25 protein-coding genes and 1 tRNA gene are annotated in these 20,742 nt (G+C 63.3%); 7 read left to right on the top strand and 19 right to left on the bottom strand.

What is annotated here, in order from left to right:
* Positions 1–447 precede the first annotated feature (447 nt).
* From EV691_RS16505 to EV691_RS23395, 12 genes are all read right to left on the bottom strand, one after another.
* Positions 448–1,038, bottom strand: coding sequence for a M48 family metallopeptidase (locus tag EV691_RS16505; protein WP_207390194.1), 591 nt, complete (start codon positions 1,036–1,038; stop codon positions 448–450).
* Positions 1,039–1,041: 3 nt separating this feature from the next.
* A complete protein-coding gene (locus tag EV691_RS16500) occupies positions 1,042–1,410 on the bottom strand; it encodes a helix-turn-helix domain-containing protein (protein ID WP_131298476.1) in 369 nt (122 codons plus the stop codon).
* A gap of 2,047 nt (positions 1,411–3,457) precedes the next feature.
* The gene (locus tag EV691_RS16495) at positions 3,458–3,823 is read right to left on the bottom strand and encodes a hypothetical protein (protein ID WP_131298475.1); all 366 of its coding nucleotides are present in this window, start codon (positions 3,821–3,823) and stop codon (positions 3,458–3,460) included.
* Positions 3,824–4,872: 1,049 nt separating this feature from the next.
* Positions 4,873–5,580 (bottom strand): competence protein CoiA, encoded by a 708-nt coding sequence (locus EV691_RS16485; protein ID WP_165496541.1) that lies wholly within the window; start codon positions 5,578–5,580, stop codon positions 4,873–4,875.
* 48 nt (positions 5,581–5,628) lie between these two features.
* Positions 5,629–5,961: a hypothetical protein gene (locus EV691_RS16480; RefSeq protein WP_131298472.1), complete on the bottom strand. Its 333-nt coding sequence runs from the start codon at positions 5,959–5,961 to the stop codon at positions 5,629–5,631.
* Between the two features lie 3 nt (positions 5,962–5,964).
* Positions 5,965–6,309, bottom strand: coding sequence for a hypothetical protein (locus EV691_RS16475; protein ID WP_131298471.1), 345 nt, complete (start codon positions 6,307–6,309; stop codon positions 5,965–5,967).
* Positions 6,310–6,645: 336 nt separating this feature from the next.
* Positions 6,646–8,454 carry a DUF927 domain-containing protein gene (locus EV691_RS16470; protein ID WP_131298470.1) on the bottom strand — a complete coding sequence of 603 codons (1,809 nt, stop codon included), beginning with the start codon at positions 8,452–8,454 and terminating at the stop codon, positions 6,646–6,648.
* Positions 8,441–9,334 carry a toprim domain-containing protein gene (locus EV691_RS16465; RefSeq protein WP_131298469.1) on the bottom strand — a complete coding sequence of 298 codons (894 nt, stop codon included), beginning with the start codon at positions 9,332–9,334 and terminating at the stop codon, positions 8,441–8,443. The genes EV691_RS16470 and EV691_RS16465 overlap by 14 nt, the downstream gene beginning before the upstream one ends.
* Positions 9,331–9,558 carry a hypothetical protein gene (locus EV691_RS16460; protein ID WP_131298468.1) on the bottom strand — a complete coding sequence of 76 codons (228 nt, stop codon included), beginning with the start codon at positions 9,556–9,558 and terminating at the stop codon, positions 9,331–9,333. The genes EV691_RS16465 and EV691_RS16460 overlap by 4 nt, the downstream gene beginning before the upstream one ends.
* Positions 9,555–9,806 carry a hypothetical protein gene (locus EV691_RS16455; RefSeq protein WP_131298467.1) on the bottom strand — a complete coding sequence of 84 codons (252 nt, stop codon included), beginning with the start codon at positions 9,804–9,806 and terminating at the stop codon, positions 9,555–9,557. The genes EV691_RS16460 and EV691_RS16455 overlap by 4 nt, the downstream gene beginning before the upstream one ends.
* A gap of 3 nt (positions 9,807–9,809) precedes the next feature.
* The gene (locus tag EV691_RS16450) at positions 9,810–10,043 is read right to left on the bottom strand and encodes a hypothetical protein (RefSeq protein WP_131298466.1); all 234 of its coding nucleotides are present in this window, start codon (positions 10,041–10,043) and stop codon (positions 9,810–9,812) included.
* On the bottom strand, positions 10,043–10,213 hold the full coding sequence (locus tag EV691_RS23395; RefSeq protein WP_165496540.1) for a hypothetical protein: 171 nt from the start codon (positions 10,211–10,213) through the stop codon (positions 10,043–10,045). Before EV691_RS23395 ends, EV691_RS16450 begins: the two co-directional genes overlap by 1 nt.
* A gap of 375 nt (positions 10,214–10,588) precedes the next feature.
* Between EV691_RS23395 and EV691_RS16445 the strand changes: the two genes are divergently transcribed.
* The 3 genes from EV691_RS16445 to EV691_RS16435 are packed head-to-tail and all read left to right on the top strand — an operon-like array spanning position 10,589 to position 11,401.
* A complete protein-coding gene (locus EV691_RS16445; RefSeq protein ID WP_131298465.1) occupies positions 10,589–10,861 on the top strand; it encodes a BrnT family toxin in 273 nt (90 codons plus the stop codon).
* Positions 10,842–11,147: a BrnA antitoxin family protein gene (locus EV691_RS16440; RefSeq protein ID WP_131298464.1), complete on the top strand. Its 306-nt coding sequence runs from the start codon at positions 10,842–10,844 to the stop codon at positions 11,145–11,147. Before EV691_RS16445 ends, EV691_RS16440 begins: the two co-directional genes overlap by 20 nt.
* A gap of 23 nt (positions 11,148–11,170) precedes the next feature.
* Entirely contained in the window at positions 11,171–11,401 is a 231-nt protein-coding gene (locus EV691_RS16435; RefSeq protein ID WP_131298463.1) for a helix-turn-helix domain-containing transcriptional regulator, read from the top strand.
* 56 nt (positions 11,402–11,457) lie between these two features.
* Here EV691_RS16435 and EV691_RS23615 read toward each other — a convergent pair whose 3' ends face one another.
* The 7 genes from EV691_RS23615 to EV691_RS16400 all read right to left on the bottom strand — a co-directional run bounded on the left by EV691_RS23615 (position 11,458) and on the right by EV691_RS16400 (position 16,144).
* Positions 11,458–12,240 (bottom strand): hypothetical protein, encoded by a 783-nt coding sequence (locus EV691_RS23615; protein ID WP_207390193.1) that lies wholly within the window; start codon positions 12,238–12,240, stop codon positions 11,458–11,460.
* Positions 12,237–12,575, bottom strand: a complete 339-nt coding sequence (locus tag EV691_RS16425; protein WP_242672527.1) for a hypothetical protein — start codon at positions 12,573–12,575, stop codon at positions 12,237–12,239. The genes EV691_RS23615 and EV691_RS16425 overlap by 4 nt, the downstream gene beginning before the upstream one ends.
* Complete coding sequence (locus tag EV691_RS16420) at positions 12,576–12,845, bottom strand: helix-turn-helix transcriptional regulator (RefSeq protein ID WP_131298462.1); 270 nt, start codon at positions 12,843–12,845, stop codon at positions 12,576–12,578.
* A 160-nt stretch (positions 12,846–13,005) separates the two neighbouring features.
* Positions 13,006–13,992 (bottom strand): hypothetical protein, encoded by a 987-nt coding sequence (locus EV691_RS16415; protein WP_131298461.1) that lies wholly within the window; start codon positions 13,990–13,992, stop codon positions 13,006–13,008.
* A gap of 254 nt (positions 13,993–14,246) precedes the next feature.
* Positions 14,247–15,455, bottom strand: a complete 1,209-nt coding sequence (locus EV691_RS16410) for a tyrosine-type recombinase/integrase (protein ID WP_131298460.1) — start codon at positions 15,453–15,455, stop codon at positions 14,247–14,249.
* Complete coding sequence (locus EV691_RS16405) at positions 15,442–15,894, bottom strand: Arm DNA-binding domain-containing protein (RefSeq protein ID WP_131298459.1); 453 nt, start codon at positions 15,892–15,894, stop codon at positions 15,442–15,444. The genes EV691_RS16410 and EV691_RS16405 overlap by 14 nt, the downstream gene beginning before the upstream one ends.
* A gap of 163 nt (positions 15,895–16,057) precedes the next feature.
* Positions 16,058–16,144, bottom strand: a tRNA-Leu gene (locus tag EV691_RS16400).
* 110 nt (positions 16,145–16,254) lie between these two features.
* Between EV691_RS16400 and queA the strand changes: the two genes are divergently transcribed.
* The 4 genes from queA to secD all read left to right on the top strand — a co-directional run bounded on the left by queA (position 16,255) and on the right by secD (position 20,733).
* Positions 16,255–17,304 (top strand): tRNA preQ1(34) S-adenosylmethionine ribosyltransferase-isomerase QueA, encoded by a 1,050-nt coding sequence (queA, locus tag EV691_RS16395; RefSeq protein ID WP_131298458.1) that lies wholly within the window; start codon positions 16,255–16,257, stop codon positions 17,302–17,304.
* Positions 17,305–17,309: 5 nt separating this feature from the next.
* Positions 17,310–18,425 (top strand): tRNA guanosine(34) transglycosylase Tgt, encoded by a 1,116-nt coding sequence (gene tgt, locus EV691_RS16390; RefSeq protein ID WP_131298479.1) that lies wholly within the window; start codon positions 17,310–17,312, stop codon positions 18,423–18,425.
* A gap of 40 nt (positions 18,426–18,465) precedes the next feature.
* Positions 18,466–18,801: a preprotein translocase subunit YajC gene (gene yajC / locus EV691_RS16385; RefSeq protein WP_039802399.1), complete on the top strand. Its 336-nt coding sequence runs from the start codon at positions 18,466–18,468 to the stop codon at positions 18,799–18,801.
* A 63-nt stretch (positions 18,802–18,864) separates the two neighbouring features.
* Positions 18,865–20,733 (top strand): protein translocase subunit SecD, encoded by a 1,869-nt coding sequence (gene secD, locus EV691_RS16380; protein ID WP_131298457.1) that lies wholly within the window; start codon positions 18,865–18,867, stop codon positions 20,731–20,733.
* The last annotated feature ends 9 nt before the right edge of the window (positions 20,734–20,742 follow it).

The following is a 20,742-nucleotide window of genomic DNA, read 5'->3' as shown; positions in this document are numbered from 1 at the left end:
CTGCTCGAGCGCTACAAGACGCCGCTCAATCCATTGATTTGCTTGAGGGAGGCGCTGGGGCGAGCAGCCATGCAACAGCTAACTCAGACATAGCCATTGAAAAGGCGGCCTCGAGGGGCCGCCTAGGATTTAAAACAAGGTCAGTTGACCAGGATGAGAACGCCAGTGCTGGCAAACGCTCTCCCAGCGGCCCAGACGGAACCGCCAGTAGGCGTGGACGAACACTGACTTCACGTGCGAACGAGCCATAGAAAGCCCCTCCTGTGAAGGATGGGAGGGTTTTGGCTTGCTCTGATCTGTCCCTTAGGACTAGACTGCCCAGCGTCTTCCCCAAGACATCTGTGCAGGGATCAGAGTGGTTTGGTAGACCCTCGTTCACCTCACCAAGGCTCAGCAGTGTTAGCGCACTCCTGGGCTTTTTTATTGCCTAGCGGTTTCTGGGTTGTTTCACCAGAACAGCCTCCGCTGGCCAGAAATCTTGCCGTACTTCCTCAAGTTATCTAGGCGAAAAGTCGCGCTTTGTACGCTGGTGCCACACATTCGAGCGAGCTCCTCAGGGGTGCCAGCTTCCACGCAAGCTTCTACTGGCATCATCAGCGCGGCAGTTATCGCTTTAGCCTGCCATTCAGAGTCTTCGCAAAAACGATGTTGGCCCAGCTTTGCTCCTCGGTGCAGAGTAACTGCATGCTTCAACACTATGTGCCCCATTTCATGCACGACAGTGCTCCGGCCAAACACATGGCCGTTATATAGCATGTCGTATATATCTTCCCTGATCACCACTAGCCCCTTCTCTGGAATGGTAAAGGCGGCGCACTCATCCAAATCGTCGACTTCAACGATCTTGTACTTGAACCCTGCATTAGGCAGCGTCTGTTCGAGGATTCGTGCGCAATCCAAACTGTAACGTTCACCTGCCCGAAGGGGGAGCGCATCGCGGATCCCCGTAGCGACCTCCTCTAGCGAGGCATAACTGTGCGGGCTCACTCTCAGTCCCTGAGGCGTTCGGATGGCTCCATTCGAGTAGAGTGTCGTCAAGTATTACTCCTCTTTCTTATCGCGCTTGTTAAGCCAGTTCCTGATTTCCTCGGAGGGGGCCTCTCCCTCCTGTAAACGCCTTGCAAACGCAGCCACTAACCCTCTTGCATCCGCGTCCAACTCAGATGTGTTCACCATATCTTTTGAGCGATCAGCTGCAAGCTGAAGCTCTTGTAGCTGATCAGCATTGGCGCGGCTGGAAAAAAAACTAATAGCAGCCTCAATATGCTTGTCAGAAAGCCGCTTCTCTCCATATTCAATCCCGCTCAGGTGTGCCGAGCTGATACCCATAGCCTCTGCCATGGCTTTAAGGGAAAGATCGAATTTCATTCGAAGCAGCCGCACGGCTTCTCCAAACGGTGTCAGTCTCATATGGACGTCCTCATGTGTTCTCCTCGGCTATCCCCCTCAAGCTTACATGTACAGCTATGAAATTCTCTATTTTGAGAAGATCGTAGCTGTAGTTATTTTCTCCGTCAATACCACCTGTAGCGCCAAACATACTGGCAGGAGCTCAGCGTGCGGCGCTCCTGTACTTGCTTTGGAAAGGGATTGTCACCAGGGATAGCAGCTGCGGTACTGGCGCCTCAGGTAGGCCAACCTCAAACGGCCTCGCTCGTCTTGCTGTGTGGCCTGCGGCTGTGTCCGGTCATTTCCGCATGGCTGGCAGCCTCTGTGTGGCGGCTGGCGCGGTTTCCATGCGAAACCGGACCCGGAAATAGTCCGGTGGGAAATCGCCCGTATGTAGTCCGGCGGCGAGGCTCGAATTACCCGCAGGGGTGGCGGGGGGCAGAAAGGACCCATGACAGGGGCTGGTGCTCGTCACTGCCTTGGCGATGCCCGGCCCGGTGCCGGTCTGGTGCTGGCCCGGTGCTGATCACTGCCTTGGCTGACATGGCGCAGTGATCGCCGCCGGCCCCGGCTCGTGGTGATGGTCGGCAGCAAGGGGGCCTCGGATCGGGGCAGCCTCCCAGGTGATCGGCCAGGCGCCGCAGGCGCGTTCGATCAGCAGATGTTCAACGGACGTTCAGCAGACGTTCAACGGGCGCGCAACGGTGAGGTAGCAGTCGTGTAACGGTGAAGTAACGGCGAGGTAGCGTTTCACGCCAGTGCCGGGCACAACCTTGGCGATGCCTGACCCGGTGCTGGTCGCTGCCTTGGCTAGCATGGCTCAGCCGCAGGCATGGCCACGTTGCCGGGCTACCTCTGGCCCTCCACTGGTCTTCTTCTTTTGGAGTTCCCAAAAAGTCCCGGGGGTAGCGTCTGGCGCGGCCTCCAGTGGATACCTCGATACGGATGATACCGGCCTCATACCGCTTGAAGCGCTCGCCTCCTTCCTCCCATACCGGCCATGACGGCGGGGCGGTGCTGGCTTGTGTGCGTCTTGGCGGCACAGCTGGTAGGGAGAGCGAATCGCTCCGTCTCTCGCGCGCGTATTGCTCGACAGGGAGCCAGGGCGGCATCGGCTCGACTGGCCGGCCACCAAGGCGCTTACCGGCAGATTTCGCCGATAGCTTTCCAGCTACCAGAGCAGAGCGACAATCAGCTTCAGCAACCGAGTCTCGAAATAATTATCTAGATTTTTGCGTCTGACAGATCAAAGGCAGCGCCAAATTCCCAATAATCTTGCACTCTTCATCATTATTGAGGATTGGCAGAATCCACTTTTTTACGCTGCCGTCCTCCAGGGCGCGAGTGAATAAAGAACTCCCACGACGCCATGTCAATTTGCCGCTTTCAGTGCATACAAATGTATACAGAGTGGCCATCAAAGCGTCTCCTTCCCTGAGTTGAAGATGCAAGAATAGCCATCCAACACAGTAGGACTTGCTTAGCATTTGTGTGGCTGCCGAGAATCATTATCTCGCCATCTTCCGCACATTTAGGCGGCGTTCAACAGATGCACAACGATAGGGTAGCGGTCGTGTAACAGTGAGGTAACGGCGCTGACAGCCAGCGTTTTCAGGCATGGCGCTCTCGCGCTCGAACCACCTCGTACCAGACGCGTGCCTGGGTTGACATTCCCTCTTTCCCCATCATCCTTGGAGTCACTCCCTGTGCTGCGCGGGCTGCCACTCTTTGAAGTGTCCCGTCGCGTGCCGGGGGTCAAGAGGTCAGCGCCCATGTTTCCCTGGGCAGGTGTAGGGGATCCATGCGTAGGGGTACGCGTACCGGAACCGACCGTGCCCGCATCTGGCCTCATCTTCCATCCGATCACGCGAGCGGATTGCTTCCTCCAGATCGGTGCCACGGAAAACAGGCATTTGGCTGGAAACCATCGTGTTAACCATCGCTGGAAACCAAGGCAAGGGTCATGAGGCTTGTTCATGTTCCCGTTCCTGCGCATCCCCTGGCGAGGTACTCAGGGTTTGCCTGCGAACCCGCTTGCGAACCAGCGTCTTGCGAACCTGAGCCAGGATCATGCTGTATCAGCGTCAGCCGTCTGCGAGCGCATCAGGCTGGCATCGGCCAGTGCCAGCTCGATAGGCACAGTTCTGTGCGTACCGGCTTGCGTACCGTGGCTGCGTACCTGCTCGCCCGTGGATACCGCGTTGGATACCGGCATCTGGATACCGGCGATAGGGATACCTTGTGCGTGGACTGCGCGCTGATCGATCAGGGCAATTTGCACCAATCGAGTTGCTCCGCATGTACTGTGCATTTCCCGAAATTCGGAAAGCGCAATTGGCGAACTGAAACCTCGCGCATACTGCGGATCGGAACCCTGCGCCACGAGCCCTTGGCCCACAAGACTCGGCGATGCTTGGCGCAGGTTGATCGGCAAGCGCTGATTCCGTATTTCCTCATTCATTTCGCGGCGGGAGATACAGGATATCGCCGTTCAAATCGTAGGTAATGACACCGCGGCGAGCCGGTTTGCCTTCATTCCCTGCACAGGGTTTTCTGGGGAAATTCAGGAGACGGCGTAGGCGCAGGGCGCAAAGCTGGAGGATGCTTAAATAGCTCATGGGAATGACCACGGAAGTAAAGTGCTGGGACACAATCACACACTTTATCGGGCTGACGGCATGATCATAGTGGCAAGTCGAGTCGACAGGAGTGGCAATGAGCTGGTTGGATAAGGAAGTTGAAGGCAGCGAATACAAGTACTTGGAACTGCCGAAGGTATTCCAAACGATGGAACTCGAAGATCCAACACCCCCCTCGAGTAGCGCCGAAGCAAGGCGCTGGTCAGTTGAGGAGGAGGAGCGCTTTCTGTTCCTCGTAGCACAGGCCAGATCAAATAGGCGCCAGCAGCCTGAGGTACTACGGCTCTTGCCGTGGGCTCGGTTCAGTGCTTGGCTATGGCAGCGACTCAGCAGGCCATAGCGCCTCCAGTTGCGGGCGCGCAGCTTCGGATCGACAAGCGCTGATACGGCTCAACAGACCAGCGACCAGCCCTCCATCCAACTCCTGGCGTAAAGCTCTGGGCGCAGTGCCTCCTCCCATCTGGCACCACGATAGCGGCGCATTTTCACCGTCTGCCACTTCAAGCCGCGCTCGGCGGCCCACTCGGGGGCCGGCTTGGTTTTCCCGCCGAGCGTCACCAGGGTTGTCGCCGCACAGATCGCGTTCCGCATGTAACCGCCCCCCACCATGTCCAGGTGCGGGCGACGCTATGTGACTGGGGCCAACGCAACAGAGGACGGCAGCGGGGCTTCCACTGCGGTGCTGGTTACTTTCCGTGGAAACTGCCGGTGGTAACCAAGGTGCAAACCATCGTCGCGAACAGCTCGCGCGTAGGGGCGGTGACTAGCTGATATTCCGGAGTAATGGGCAGAGCAGTCGAAAAGACCCTTATGCCGATATTCTGATCAAGGGAAGGAGAGATATCTATGCTCCTGAAATCGACCAGTAGTTCCCATTATAGCGAAGGTTGCCGGCCATGATCGCTTGTAGCAGAGTTTTAGTCTGCACAGCCAAGCCCGGTATAACTATTTGAGTATCACGATCAGGAAGGAGAATGGCGAAAAACATATCCGGAATCGCCGGATAGACTTGGATAGGCAGCATAGGCCATTTGTTCCCGTGCTCGTTCTTGAGCCTGTTCCTGACAATTGTCTTGCAGAGTGCCGGATAGACGCTCTCTTGCCGTACCAACCAGTAGCACTCCACACCATCCTGCTTGTACCGCTCCTGGCGCCTCAGAAAGTCCCGGTAATGCAGGTAAGAGTGCTGGATTTCGATAGCCACGCGCCGGCCAGGCAGCTCAAAGTAAATGTCAGCCCGCCACTTGTGCTTGCCAGCCCCCCCAGTCTTCTCCAGCACTCCTTGGATACCTAGAACTCGCAGCTCTCCCATGACCATGTCTTTCCCTGCGACGTGCCACTGCGTTTCCGGAGCGGTGGCACACTCATCCGAGTAGTGGGCAAAGAACTGGACGCCGTAGATGCTTGTTTTCAAAACAGCCCGTGCCCCGCAACAAGCCATTGTGAAAAGCTGAGGATTCACGGCGCTGGCAGATTTCATGCCTTCCCAAGCCTCTGGGGTGAAGTCAGCAGCATTTACCGAGGAGCCATCGAAGAAAAGTGCGTCAGCCATGCTGCGAGACCCCATTAGCGAAGAGCGACCACCGAACCGCAGCCTCCATTACTTCCATAACCCGAAACTGCATCGAGGAGTCGTATGCTTCCCTTTCTTTAGCACGGCATCCACCTCCTTGTCGCCGGTGATGACTTCCTGCGGCGGTAGCTCCGGCACGGCCGGCAGCGTCTCGGCGCTCTCGCGGATCGGCGGCAGGCTGAACAGGGCGCGGTGCTGTTCGTTGTCGCGGAAGGCACCGGAGCGCGAAACCAGGGTCTTCACCGTGCCCAGCGGCAGGCTGGTGGTGGTGGTCACCTCGCGCAGCGACAGCCGGCGGCGCAGCTCCAGCACGCGGCGGCGCTGTTCTTCTGAAACCCGCTGTTTCGTGGTCGCGGTCATGGTTCAGTTCTCCAGAATATCGGCATCCGGCCAGCGCCAGCGGGCTTCGGCCAGGGCTTCGGCGCGGGTCATGGGGGCGCCGCAGATCGTGCAGACCGGCTTCTCGCCGCGGGTGATCGTCCAGGCATTGCGGCGGGCCTCTGCTGGGCGCTCCGCTGCGGGTGCTGGGGTTGGTACTGCTGGCGATGCTGTCATCGCTTGCGACGGGTCCGGGGCGGTCTGGTAGTCGTTGATGGCCGGCGCCTGCGTGGCAGCCTCCACCACGCCTACCTGGGCGGCGGTCTGCCGCTGGTCTCCCTCCTCGAGCCCGGCCTCCAACTGCTCGAACAGTTCCGCCAGCAGAGTCATGGGCACTCCCTGGCGCCAGCCCCAATACCCCATACACACGTCTGAAATACGGTGGGAACAGTGGGAACGGGGGAACAGCCAGTAACCACGCGGGTTCCAGACTGGGAACACGTTCCCACCGGGTTTTCTAGTGGGAACAGAACAAACAGAAAGGCATAAGAATCTCCGCTCTTATGTTCACAGGATGAATTGTGTTCCCACCCGTTCCCACTTCTTTCTATGGGGTGGGAACGGCTGGAGCCCGCGCCATTGCTGGGCGTTCCCACTGTTCCCACTGTTCCCACCGATTTCAGGTTCCTGTATGTGTGAAATGCGTTGTGCCGGGCCTGAATAGCGTCAGCCATGGATGCCCCCTTCGCTCTCCAGGCGTTCGGGATCGACCACGTACAGCCCTGCCGAGCCGCCGCCTGGCAGCCGGTATTTCTTGGTGTAGCGCTTGCGGTCGGTATCCCGCTTGGCGATGGCGCCGGCCGCCTCTAGAGCCTTGATGATCCGCGCCAGCCCGAAGCCGGCGGCGGCCTCGATCAGCCCGGACTTGTTGAACAGATATAGCCGGCGGGTGCCGTCCAGCTCCCAGTAGCCGGCCCGGTCGAAGATGCGACTGTCCGACTCGCCGGCATCCACGTCGGAGAAACGGCTGCTGCCGTGGCGCTCGATGAAGCCGGCGATGCCGGCCAGAATCTGCCGGTCCTCGGCATTGCCGCTGCCCACCCGCTCCAGCCACTCGCGGTACAGCAACTGGCTGTCGGCCAGGCTGGTGCCCACCGGCCAGGGCAACAGGCCATAGGCGATGGCCATCTCGCCGGCCAGGGCGATGACGGCGAAGCGGTCGGCCACCCGACCGGCCTGCGCGTTCTCCACCGCGAAACGGGCGCGCACCTTGGCGAAGGCCTCCAGCAGTCCGTCGCGGTCGTCGCCGGCGATCAGCCGCTCGACGAAGGCCGCCCCCAAGTGCCCATAGTGCTGGCCGGCGGCGACGGTCAGCGCCCGGTGGAAGTCCGCGCCCTCCATGCCGTGCAACTCGTCGAAGGCGCGGTGCGTGCGGGTGCCGGCATTCACGTCCACCATGCGCAGCTCGGCGCCGGCGTGGGCCGGGTTGCCGCCGACGGCTGCGTGTTCGGAGAGCGAGCGCTCACCGCTGGAGAGGGTCAGCAAGCGCCAATGGAGCTTGGCGCGTCCTTCGCGCTCGCGGGTCATGGTGCCCTTGCCCTGGCCGTTCGCCAGGGCATAGGCCATTTCCTGCACGCGGCGGGGATCGGCGCGCTTGATCTCGTCCAGCGACAGCAGGGTGTCGTTGCGCGAGGCGGCCTCGATCTCCAGCCCGCCCTTGGTCATGTCCCAGCTGGCCGCGAACACGCCCGGGTCGCCCCACACCGAGGCGCCGATCAGCTGCGCCAGCGACTTGCCGCTGGAGCTATCGCCGACCAGGTGAACACCGCCGCCGTTTACCCCAACCAGGTTGAGCAGCGGCCCGGCCAGCGCGCAGCCGATGGCCAGGGTCAGCACCGGATTGCCCAGGCAGCGGGCGGCCACCCGGCCCTGCCACTGCGCCAGCTCGCCGCGGGCGGCATAGAGGTTCGGTGCCCGGCCGGCGGTCTGGTAGCGCACCCCGTCGCCGCCGAGGGTGCGGTGGGGCAGGACGAACACGCCCGACTCGTGCCAGCCCGGGCGGCTGGTGGTGGCCAGAGTCTGGCGCGGCTGCTGGTCGAGCAGGTACTCCATGAAGGCGCTGCGCTTCTTCAGGCTGATCAGCACGCCCATGGCGAACAGGCTGCGCCGGGCGTCCTCGCCGCTGCCGCCGAACACCTCCATAGGCAGCACCCACTCCTTCTCCCCGTTCTGCGTCACCAGGCGCAGCAGGCGGCCCTCGCTGCCGTCGTCGCTGTTGAGGGTGCGCGCCGTGACGAATACCGGCGAGGCGATCCAGTCGTCGAGCAGGGGGCGCTCGCTGTCGTCGCCCGGCTCGGCCTCGTCGTCCTCCTGAGTGCGTCGGTAGCCGTGCCAGTACACGCCTGGCTTGAGCCGGCGGCCTTTCTCGTTTTGCACCCAGGACTCATAGACACCCCAGCAGGGGCGCTCCGGCTCCACCCTGGGCGGCTCGGGCTGGGTGATGAGGGTCAGTGCAGAGGTTTCAGGCTGGCTCATGCGCGGCCCTCCAGGTGGCAAGGTCGTTGAAGTCGGAGAGGTGGAGCGGTGCCGCGGTGGGCCAGACAGGTAGCACCACGCCGCAGCCCAGCGCCACGGCGGCGCGGTTGGCGGCGATCCGGCCGGGGTTGCCCTTGCCCTCGGCCTCGGTCTGGCGGTCGTCGTCACCGGCCACGATCAGTACGGCGTCTGGATAGCGGCGGCGCAGGTGCTGCCCGACCGCCAGCAGGTTGCCGGCGTTCAGGGCTACGGCCACGGCGGTGCCGGTGTGCTCGTGGAGCGTCGCCCCGGTCGCCCAGCCTTCGCAGAGGTAGAGCGGCTGCCCGGCCTCGACCTGGCCGAGCGTGGAATAACAGCCTGTCACCCGCCCGCCGGGCAGGAAGCGCTTGCCGCCGTCCGGGGCGATGCGTTGCAGATTCACCAGCCGGGCGTCGTGGAACAGCGGCACCAGCAGTTCGCCGCCGCGCTGGCGCAGGCCGTGGGGCTTCACCCCTTTGGCGACCAGATACGGGTGGCCGGCTTCGGCGCGCCGGGCTCCCTGCCAGCAGCGGGCGGCCCAGCTTTCGGCAGCGGCCCAGCGGCGGCGCTGCTCGGCCTCCCGCTGGCGCCGGGCCTGTTCGATGCGCTGGCGCACCTGCTCGGCCTCCTGCGGGTCGGCAGGCGTGCGGCTGCTCCAGTGGTGGACCGCGCCAGCCTTCCAGCTGCCGAAGGCGCCCGCGGCCAGCCCATCCGGGAACAGCACATACCAGCCGTTGCGGCTGCCGCTGCGGTCGCCGGGGACGTGGAAGCGGTGGAGCTGGCCATCCGGCGCGGGCAGCCAATCGAGCGGGCCGTAGATCGCCTGCAAGGCGTCACGGAACAGGATCACGGCGTCGCTCATACAGCCCCCTTCGGCGGTTGGGCGAACTGCTGGAGCACGTCGCCCAGCCGGTTGGCGATGTGGTACAGCTCGATGCGCTTGTGCAAGCTGTACCGGTGGTCGACGTAGCCGGACCGATCCAGAAACTCCCGCAGCAGCTCCTCCAGGGCTTCGCGGTCGATCTGTGGCGCTTCGCGGGGCGGCTCGCCCCCGCCGCGCTTGCGCTTGAACGGAACGACGGTCATGGGTGGGCCTCCTCGATGCTCTCCAGGCGAGCGATCAGCGCCACGGCCAGCCGCTCGGCAGCGGCCTGCCAGACGGTGAGTGCGGCGCCACGCTCGGCGGCGGTGCTGGTCTGGTCGGTGGCGCGGTGGAGTGCCTGCTGCGCGGTGCGGATCAGCTCCAGGTGGTGCGGGGTCAGTTGCAGGGCCGGGCCTTTCTCCGGGCAAGCCGGTCCCGTCGCCGCCGGTTGGCAGCGTTGAAAGTCACGCATGGGTCAGTCCTCGAAGGCTTCGGGGGCGAAGGGGCCGGCGTCAGCCAGGAGAGCGTGCATGCTGCGCATGGCGGAGCTGGTGGCGGACTTGCCCATTGCGCCCCCTACAGCCTCCAGGGCGATCAGCGCGTGAACGTGGCGCAGTTGGTCGGGCAGGTTCAGGGCGTCGATGCGGATCGAGTGATCGGTGCGCAGCCAGTCTAGGGCCGTGCGAGGGTTGCGGGTGGGGGCGATCATCAGGCCACCTCCTGTGCTTCCAGGGCACGAGCCTTGGCCATGTGCTCGTTGTAGCGGCGCAGGCGGACGGACAGGGAGGTGTCGGCGTGAAGGGCGGACAGAGCCATGGCGCGGTGGGCGCTGGCGCGTTGCTGGAGTGCGGACGGATTGAGGGCGGGGTCTTGCTTCATGGGGTGGTGCTCCAAGTTTGAGATTGGAACCGCCACCGCCTGCGGCCAAGCAGGGAATGGTGGCGGACTGTGCGGGGTTGGCCGACCGGGAAACTTGGAACCCGGCACACCCGAAGGTGTCCCCACACAGCCCACCATGACACAGCATTGCGGGCACAAAAAAGCGCCTGCAATGGTGTTGGGGCGCTTGTGCGCCAAGTTTCGACTGGGGCGGCCAAGCCCACTGGTCACGGGACTTACCGCGACGGGCGCAGAGTAGCGGCGGCGGTCGGCGCGTGCAACCCCCGGTTTCAGGGTGGCGCCTGCGCAAGTGCGATGCCGTACTTTCCATCCTGTCGGGTTGATCGGTGATTTTATTGTTATTACATTAAAATCATGATCATCTACGACGAAGCAAAACGGCAAGCCAACCTCGCCAAGCATGGGCTGGACCTGGCCGATGCCGCACTGGTGTACGACGCGCCCGACAAGATCACGCTGCAATCGCCCAGGCAGGGCGAGGAGCGCTTGATGGACATTGCTATGGTCGAAGTCATGGGCGTGGTGTTGGTGCTGGTGTACGTGGAGCGGGGCGCCGATGTGCGCGCCATCTCGCTGCGCCGTGCCTCCAAACAGGAGAGGAAACTCTATGCGAACCTCAAAGACTGACTGGGATCGGGTGAAGCGCGAGGCCGAGGCCGAGGCCCCGATCCCGTACAGCTCCGAAGACGAGCTGTACGATCCGAACGATCCCGAGGCCGTCGATGCCTTCTGGAAGAAAGCGACCATCCGCCGGCGTGGCGAGCGTGGGCCGCAGAAAAAGTCGGTGAAGGTCTCCACCACCATCCGATTGTCGCCCGAGGTGCTGGAAGGCTTCCGCGCCATGGGCCCCGGCTGGCAGACCCGCATGGATGCCGTGTTGGCGGACTGGCTCAAGACGCATTCGCCGGAGTAGGCCGGCAAATCCAGGAGGGCGGCATGGCTATCAGGCTCACCAGGTGGGACGTTATCGACCATCTCAAAACCGAGGAGGACATTGCGCTCTACCTTGAGGCTTGCATCGAGGAGGCAGGGGGCGACGCGGAGTTCATCGCCAAGGCGCATGAGTCTGTTGCGCGAGCGCGGGTTATCAACCGCATTGGGGCAGGAGTAGACTCCCAGCCTGTCACCGGCGCCAGCCGGCAGGAATCTGGCTCCCGTCAAGGTTGAGCCAGTAGCGCGGGGGCGGCGATCTGCCGTAGCCCCGCGTTTTTCGCTGAGAGCGATCATGCCTCACCTCCCGGCGGCAGGACGCCAGCAGTGGCCCCCTCCGCGCCGAACAGTTCGCCCAGGTCAACGCCGTAGATCTCCCTCCACGCATCTGCCGGCCAGGACACGGCCTTTCCGTAGCGCGGGCACGGCACCTTCGGCGGCGTCACGTCATGCGCCTTGCACCACATCTGCAGCGGACGGAAACCTTGAGCTCCGAACTTGCGGCCAGAGGCCTTCTCGACGGCGATGATGGTCGCGTGCCGAGTGCCGCGCCCCAGCTCCTGTTCGAGCTGGCGGGCCTTGCGGCTGGCGGCCGAGGCGGTGGCCATGGCACTAGCCTCGCGCGTGCGACTGATCTGGGCCTTGGTCGCAATGGCGTGGTCGCGCTCGCCGATGGCTGCCTGCTCGGCCTTCTTGGCCTCCAGAAGATGCTCAAGCGCTTCGATGTAGGTCTGGGGGAGCTGACTTGAAGCCCCCTGTTTCAACCGCTCCTCCAGCGCGGTCATGTGATCGAACACGGCCGCCTGCAACTCGTAGCTGTAGGACATGGCCATCAGGCAGGACTCGCGTTTGGGGAAGCGGTAGATATCGCGCTTGATCATTCCACCAGTGCCATTGGCGTATAGGTCAGTTCCCATAAATTTGGGAGCTGCCTCGCCAAGCACCTTTGGCACCTTGGCCATGAAATGATCGTGACGTAGAACGGTATCGTCATCTTGCTTACGACGGTGATCGTTGATGAAGTCCACCAGCTCCAGGCTGGTCATCATTACTGGCATTTCGACGATGGCGTTCATGCTGCCACCTCCTTGCGGCCCTTAGCCGGCTTGCACAGCAGCGCCAGTACGGTACGGGCGCGCTGGTGCTGGCTCTCCGGCAGGCAATAGCGGATCACGTCGCAGGGGGCGCCCCAGCGGTTGGGCACCTTCTCCGGCTGGCGCTGGAACTCCAGGCCGTAGTTGTGCGTCAGCTTGGCAATCGTCGAGTTGAGGCAGTGGTCGCCCAGGAGTTCGGCCTCGAAGCGGTTCAGCGAGTTATACGGCGCCAGCAGCTCGGCGGGGCTGGCGCTGCTATCATGGACAAACACTTCCTTTGGGCTGCCCTGTTGGTCGGCCTTCTTTTTATCCGTCATTCAGGCCACCTCCCCACGGCTCTCGGCGATCCGCTCATCACACCAAGCCAGCACCTCGGCTTCGATCCAGACAGCCGACTTCGGCCCCAGCATGATCTGTGCGGGGAAGGTGCCGGCAGCGATCCGGCGGTAAATCTCGGACGTGGAAAGAGTGGTCAGTCTGCGGACTTCGGGCAGCTTGATGAAGCGGCGCGCCTTGGTGACCTCAGCGCGCCGTTCAAGTTCGGCCTTCGAGTCTTGGTGAAGTTGGGGAAGGGTAGTGCCTGCCATGTCGTGCGCCTCCTTGGGGCTGCTGGGGAACATGGCGAAATGCTGGCCTGGCGGCCCAGGGCCGAACAGGTGACAGGTTCCAATCAACGGGTGACAGGTTGCGGATGGCTCGATGTGGATAAGCCAGCGCCAGCCAGGCATGGCGCTGGTTTGGAACGTGTCACCCCTTTTCGCGCTGGCGCTTGGCGACCATGCCGCCTTTCTTGCGGGCAGGCCAAGTAAGCGCCCACCGCAAATGCCTAACTACAGCGCCGGCAGGCTCGCCGAAGCGGTCTTTCCACCAGCGCCGGGCAAGCTCTCCCATGCCAACCCCGTTTTCTGCTACAGGGTCAAACGTCCCGTTTTCGGTCAGTTCGCACCAAGCCGAGACTCCGCGCCGCCCTTCGACCGGGGAAAGCGGATTGTCCGGGTTCATGAATTCGATGATGCCGGCATGCTCGCATAGCTGTTCGGCCAGCTTCACGCGCTCTCGCTCGCTTTTGTTGAACTCCTGGCGCAAGCCCTCGCACTCCCAATGGACCCTCTGTAGCTGTGCCTTCAAAGCGACGATGATGGCCTCTTTGTCTGCCTCGCTTCGCTCCGCACGCTGGCGCGCAGTCCGTTCGGCATCCAACTGCTCGGCAGCACTGCTTTCTCCCTTCCGGCGTAGATGGGCCTCGCGCATATTCAGATAGCCCGGCTCGCTGCCAGATAGGATCGGTAGTTGCTCGGCGTAGCTGGCAATCGGCGAGGCATTGGCAACCATGGCGACGTTGAAGCTGTCGTTTGCCGGAAATGCTAAGCCTGCGACCTGGGTAGCGCGTTTGGTGGCCTCGTTGGCAAGGGCGTTGACCCATTGACGACTGATCAGTACTGAGGCCGCAGGAATAGCCCCGGAGCTAGTGGTGATCGTTGCGGCGGCTTTATCCTGGCTAGCGCTGTCGAAATAGGTGGCAAGCTCGCCGTAGGTGATTCCTTCTCTGCCGTGTGCTGAGTTGCTCAGGATGGCAGAAACGTGGGTTTTCTCTATGGGATAGTCTGCAGGTGCCAGCGTGCGTAGAAGAGCAGCCATTTCGCTGGCCAACAGATATGGATTGATCGGAGGGTGCCCGTCATCCCATTCGCGGGCAATCTTGTCCAGAGGAATGTGCTCGAAGCCTGTAAACATCGTTTCTCCCAACCTACTTTATGCCGTCCATGGCTTCAATGGTCGGCCTGCCTGGCGGATAGGGCTCCGCGTTTCCCCTTTGCGGGTTAGGCTGGTCGGTGCTGAGCGCTGTACATATTTGCAGCGACAGGCGCGCAGTATACCTGCGCTGTATGGGGATGTTGTGGGAGTATTTGGGAGTTATCCGGTTGTTGGAGTGTCTAGGGCGGACGGCACTGCTGGCTCCCCACGAAAACTTGGGGCGGTTCAGCCAGTCATGCCTTGCGCTTGATGGCCACCACGTTGGCGCCAGCACACAGCGCGTCTATCGAGTCGGCCCAGGCTTGCATCATGTCCCGGCGCTGCTCCAGGTAGGTGGCATGGTTGTAGGTGTCGCGCATCTCGTCGGCGTCGCCGTGGGCGAGCTGGCGCTCGATCCAGTCCCGGTTGTACCCGCGGCTGTTGAGTTCGGTGCTCAGCAGGTGGCGGAAGCCGTGGCCGGTCTGGCGGCCCCGGTAGCCGGCATCGGCCAATGCCTTGTTCACCGTGTTCTCGCTCATCGGGCGGGCGCTGTTGTTGCGGCCGGCGAAGACCAGCGCGTAGCCCCCGGTGATCTCTTGCAGCTGGCGCAGGATCGCCACGCTTTGGCGGGGCAGGGGGACCACATGCGGGCGACGGGCCTTCATGCGCTCTTTCGGGATCGTCCAGACGGCGGCCTCGAGGTCGAACTCTGACCAGGGGGCGGCGCGCAGCTCCCCCGGGCGGACGCCAGTCAGCACCAGCAGGCGGATGGCATGGCGGGTCAGGACGTTGATGCTGGCGCCCTCGATCTTGCCCAGCAGCTCGGGCAGCTCGGCGAAGGCAACGTGTGGGTGATGGCGGGTCGCTGGTGCATGGGCGGCTACCACGTCCAGATCGGTGGCCGGGTTGGCGTCCACGCTGCCCTTGGCCAGCCCGTAGCGGAAAATCTGGCTCAGCCACTGGCGGCACTTCTTGGCGACGTTGTGTGCGCCCCGGTCCTCGATCTTGCGTAGCAGCTCCACTAGCTCGGGGCGGGTGATCGCCTTCACCGGGCGATTGCCCAGGGCTGGCAGCAAGTCAGACTCCAGATAGGCGGCGGTCTTGTCGGCAGTGGACTTCGCCCAGCGCGGCGCCCGGTAGGCGTGCCACTCCCGCGCCAGCGTCTCGAAGGTCAGTCCGTTGCTCTGCTGCGCCTCCTTCTCGGCCTGGCGCTCGGCGCCGGGGTCTTTGCCCTCGGCCAGCAGCTGGCGGGCTTCGTCGCGCCTCTTGCGGGCTTGCTGTAGGCCGACAGCAGGGTAGGCGCCGAAAGCGAGCCCCTTCTCTTTGCCGGCCACTCGATACTTGAGCCGCCACAGCTTGGAGCCGTTTGGGTTGACCAACAGATAGAGCCCGTGGGCATCGCTCAGCTTGTAGGGCTTCTCCTTGGGCTTAGCGGTTTTGATGGCGCTGTCAGTCAGGGGCATGGCCATTGCTCTCCGGATCGGCAGCCAGCAGGAAGGAGCGGACGGCGGCTGTCTGCTCTGGCGTCAGCCGCAGGACTTGGCGCGGCGTCTCGATGGTCAGGGCGTTTTCTTGGCTCAGCACCAGGCGCAAGGTATTGGCTCGCTGGCGCTGCGGCATGTTGGCTTCCCGCTCAGCCTTGCGGGCTGCGCTCGGATCGGTGCCGGCCTTGAGCATGGTGCGGGCTTCGTCACGGGCTTGGATGGCCTGCTCCAGCGACACGGCAGGGAAGGCTCCCATGCTCAGGCTCTTGGCTACCCCACCGAAGCGATAACGGAAGCGCCATTGCTTGGAGCCGCTCGGGTTTACCAGCAGGGCAAGCCCTTGGCCAATCGTGATCTTGTACGGCTTCGATTTCGCAGGTGCTGCTGCAAGGCTTGCAGCGTCTGGGCTTGCTCTCATTTTGGGGGAATCGTCCGTGACCGAACTCAGGTTCCCCCAGATATACCCCCAAATGTTTGGGCTTACAAGGGAAGGTATGGGAAGCATAGACAACAAAAAACCGGCTCAGAGGCCGGTTCTTCGTGGGTTTCGGGCTTTCTTGGGAAGGCTCGAAAAGATTGTGTGGTGCCCCGGGAGAGACTCGAACTCTCACTCTGTCGCCAGAAACGGATTTTGAATCCGCCGCGTCTACCGATTCCGCCACCGAGGCACGATGGCGGCGCAGTATAGGGAGGCGAGCGGAGCGGGTCAATCGTGCCGCGTGGTCACCCGGAGTGCTTTCCGGTAAGCTTTGCGCCCCGAAAAGCTGACCTTTCTGCCATGCGCGTCGCCGATTTCCATTTCGATCTTCCCGAATCCCTGATTGCCCGGCATCCGCTGGCCGAGCGGCGTGCCAGCCGGCTGCTGGTGCTCGACGGAGCGACCGGGAGCCTGCAGCACCGGCGTTTTGCCGATCTGCTCGACTATCTGCGGCCCGGCGATCTGATGGTGTTCAACAATACCCGGGTGATTCCCGCGCGCCTGTTCGGGCAGAAGGCTTCCGGCGGCAAGCTGGAAATCCTTGTCGAGCGGGTGCTGGATGACGACCGGGTGCTGGCCCATGTGCGGGCCAGCAAGTCGCCCAAGCCCGGCTCGAAGATTCTCATCGAAGGCGGCGGCGAGGCACTGATGCTCGCCCGCCACGATGCCCTGTTCGAGCTGCGTTTCGACCAGAGCGTGCTGCCCCTGCTCGAGCGCGTCGGGCACATGCCGTTGCCTCCTTATATAGATCGCCCCGACGAGGCGGCCGACCGCGAGCGCTATCAGACGGTCTATGCCGATCGCGCCGGCGCGGTGGCGGCGCCCACCGCCGGTCTGCACTTCGACGAGGGGCTGCTCGCGGCGATCCGCGAGAAGGGCGTGGATACCGCCTTCGTCACCCTGCACGTCGGTGCCGGCACCTTCCAGCCGGTGCGTGTCGAGCGCATCGAGGATCACCACATGCACCGCGAGTGGCTGGAGGTCGGTCAGGATGTGGTCGATGCCGTGGTGGCCTGCCGGGCCCGCGGCGGGCGGGTGATCGCGGTCGGCACCACCAGCGTGCGCTCGCTGGAGAGCGCCGCGCGGTACGGCGAGCTCAAGCCGTTCAGCGGCGATACCGACATCTTCATCTATCCGGGGCGGCCCTTCCATGTGGTCGATGCCCTGGTGACCAATTTCCATCTGCCCGAGTCCACCCTGCTGATGCTGGTGTCGGCCTTCGCCGGCTATCCCGAGACCATGACCGCCTACGCGGCCGCCGTGGAGCACGGGTATCGCTTCTTCAGCTATGGCGATGCCATGTTCATCACCCGCAATCCCGCTCCCCGCGGCCCCGAGGAAACCCCATGAGTCATATGTCCTTCGAGTTGCTGGCCACCGACGGCAAGGCCCGCCGCGGCCGTCTGACCTTCCCCCGCGGGGTGGTCGAGACCCCGGCGTTCATGCCGGTGGGCACCTATGGCACGGTGAAGGGCATGCTGCCGCGCGACATCGAGGCGATCGGCGCGCAGATCATCCTCGGCAACACCTTCCACCTCTGGCTGCGGCCGGGCACCGAGGTGATCCGCCGGCATGGCGACCTGCACGACTTCATGCAGTGGCAGGGGCCGATCCTCACCGATTCCGGCGGCTTTCAGGTGTTCAGCCTGGGGGCGCTGCGCAAGATCAAGGAGGAGGGCGTGTATTTCGCCTCGCCGGTGGATGGCGCCAAGGTGTTCATGGGCCCGGAGGAGTCGATGCAGGTGCAGCGCGAACTCGGCTCGGACATCGTGATGATCTTCGACGAGTGCACGCCCTATCCGGCCGATGAGGAGGTGGCGCGGCGCTCCATGGAGCTGTCGCTGCGCTGGGCGAAGCGCTCGAAGATCGCTCACGAGGGCAATCCGGCAGCGCTGTTCGGCATCGTCCAGGGCGGCATGCACGAGGATCTGCGCCTGCGCTCGCTGGAGGGGCTCGAGGAGATCGGCTTCGACGGCCTGGCCATCGGCGGCCTGTCGGTCGGCGAGCCGAAGGAGGAGATGATCCGCGTGCTGGACTTCCTGCCGCCGCGGCTGCCGGCGGACAAGCCGCGCTACCTGATGGGGGTGGGCAAGCCGGAGGATCTGGTCGAGGGGGTGCGCCGTGGCATCGACATGTTCGACTGCGTGATGCCGACCCGCAATGCACGCAACGGCCATCTGTTCGTCGATAGCGGGGTGCTGAAGATCCGCAATGCGGTGCATCGGCACGACGAGTCGCCGTTGGATCCGGCCTGCGACTGTTACACCTGCAAACATTTCTCCCGCGCCTATCTGCATCATTTGGACAAATGCGGCGAAATGCTGGGCAGCATGTTGAATACAATCCACAACTTGCGGCATTACCAGCGTCTGATGGCTGGTTTGCGCGAGGCTATTCAACAGGGTAAATTGGCCGCCTTTGTCGATGCCTTCTACGCCCGGCGCGGTCTGCCGGTGCCGCCGCTGACCTGAGCCGGCCGTCCTTTCCGAATCCTTCCAACAGGAGCGTTACATGAGTTTTCTGATTCCCGCCGCCTATGCCGAAGCCGCTGCCCCCGCAGGCGCCCCGCCGGGTACCGGCTTCGAGTGGATCTTCCTGGTCGGTTTCCTGGTCATCTTCTACTTCATGATCTGGCGTCCCCAGGCCAAGCGTGCCAAGGAGCACAAGAACCTGCTGGGCGGCCTGCAGAAGGGCGACGAAGTGGTGACCAGCGGCGGCATCGCCGGGCGGGTGAGCAAGGTGGCCGACGATTTCATCGTGCTGGAAGTCTCCGATACCGTGGAGCTGAAGATCCAGAAGGGCGCGATCGTCGCCTCCCTGCCCAAGGGCACCCTGAAAGCCATCTAAGCTCCACTCCCTTCATCCATGACGGGGCGCGCAAGGCGCCCCGCGTCTCAATCGGACGGCGTCATGCTCAACAAGTATCCCCTGTGGAAGTATCTGCTGATCCTGGCCGTGCTGCTGGTCGGCATCGTCTATTCCGCACCCAATCTGTTTCCCGACGACCCGGCCATCCAGATCAGCGGGGCAAGCACGGCCCGGCCGATCGGACCGGGCGATCTCGAGCGTGTCGGCAAGGCGCTGGCCGAGGCCGGCATCGCCGTCAAGGCGAGCAGTCTGGCCAATGAAGGCAAGGCCGGGCTGGTACGCCTGGCCGATCAGGAGCACCAGCTGAAGGCCAAGGATGTGGCGCGCAAGGTGCTCGGCGACGAGTACGTGGTGGCGCTGAACCTGGCGCCGACCACGCCCGGCTGGCTGCGCGCGCTGGGCGCCAGTCCGATGAAGCTGGGCCTGGACCTGTCCGGTGGTGTGCACTTCCTGCTCGAGGTGGACATGGACAAGGCGCTGGATGCGCGCCTGAAGGTGTATGAAAGCGAAGTGAAGAGCCTGCTGCGCAAGGAGCGTCAGCGCTACCGCAGTCTGCCGCAGCAGGACGGCGCCATCCAGCTGGGCTTTGCCGACAGCGAGCAGCTGGAGCAGGCCCAGGCGTTGATACGCAAGAATTTCAGCGATTTCGAGCTGGCCGCCGCCGAGCGCAACGGTCTGCAGGTGCTGCGCCTGGTAATGACCCCGGCGAAGCTCGCGGAGATCCGCGAGTACTCGATCAAGCAGAACCTGACCACGGTGCGCAACCGGGTCAACGAGCTGGGCGTGTCCGAGCCGCTGGTGCAGCGCCAGGGGGCCAATCGCATCGTGGTCGAACTGCCCGGCGTGCAGGACACCGCCGAAGCCAAGCGGATTCTCGGCAAGACGGCCAACCTGGAATTCCGCATGGCCGCCGAGCCCGATGCCGCGCGCGCCATGACCGAAACCTTCGAGTTCCGCGAGGAGGGGCGTCCGCCGGTGGCACTGGAGCGCAGCCTGATCATCACCGGCGACCAGGTCACCGACGCCCAGGCTGGCTATGACGAGAACGGCCGTCCGCAGGTGAACATCCGCCTCGACGGCCACGGTGGCGAGCTGATGAACCGGGCGACCCGCAACAGCGTCGGGCGCAGCATGGCGGTGCTGTTCATCGAGCAGAAGCCGGTGACCCGCTACGTCAAGCAGATGGTCGACGGCGTCGAGCAGGAGGTGGCGGTTGAGACCTTCCGCGAAGAGAGGAAGATCATCAGCCTGGCGACCATCCAGTCGGCGCTCGGCAGCCAGTTCCGCATCACCGGCCTCGACGGCCAGGGCGAGGCCTCGGAGCTGGCGCTGCTGCTGCGTGCCGGTGGTCTGGCGGCGCCCATGTATTTCGCCGAAGAGCGCACCCTGGGTCCGAGCCTGGGCGCGGAGAACATCCAGCTGGGCATTCAGGCCTCGCTGTGGGGTTTCCTCTTCGTCACCGTGTTCATGCTGCTGATCTATAAGTTCTTCGGCCTGCTGGCCGTCGTGGCGCTGGCCTTCAATATGGTGTTGCTGATGGCCTTGATGTCGCTGCTCGGGGCGACCCTGACCCTGCCAGGCATCGCCGGTATCGTGTTGACCATGGGCATGGCGGTGGATGCCAACGTGCTGATCTTCTCGCGCATCCGCGAGGAGATCGCCAACGGCCTGTCGATCCAGAGGGCCATCCACGAGGGCTTCGTCCGCGCCTTCTCGGCGATCCTCGACGGCAACCTGACCACCCTGCTGGTGGGCGGGATCCTCTTCGCCTTGGGGACCGGGCCGGTCAAGGGCTTCGCCGTGACCATGTCGCTGGGGATCGTCACCTCCATGTTCACCGCCATCATGGCGACCCGTGGCCTGGTCAACCTGATCTACGGTGGCCGCGATCTGAAGAAACTGTGGATTTGAGGGGTTCGG

The sequence above is a fragment of the Azotobacter chroococcum genome (assembly GCF_004339665.1).
Classification (GTDB): Bacteria; Pseudomonadota; Gammaproteobacteria; order Pseudomonadales; family Pseudomonadaceae; genus Azotobacter; species Azotobacter chroococcum.
This window is presented reverse-complemented; position numbering and strand designations above follow the sequence as displayed.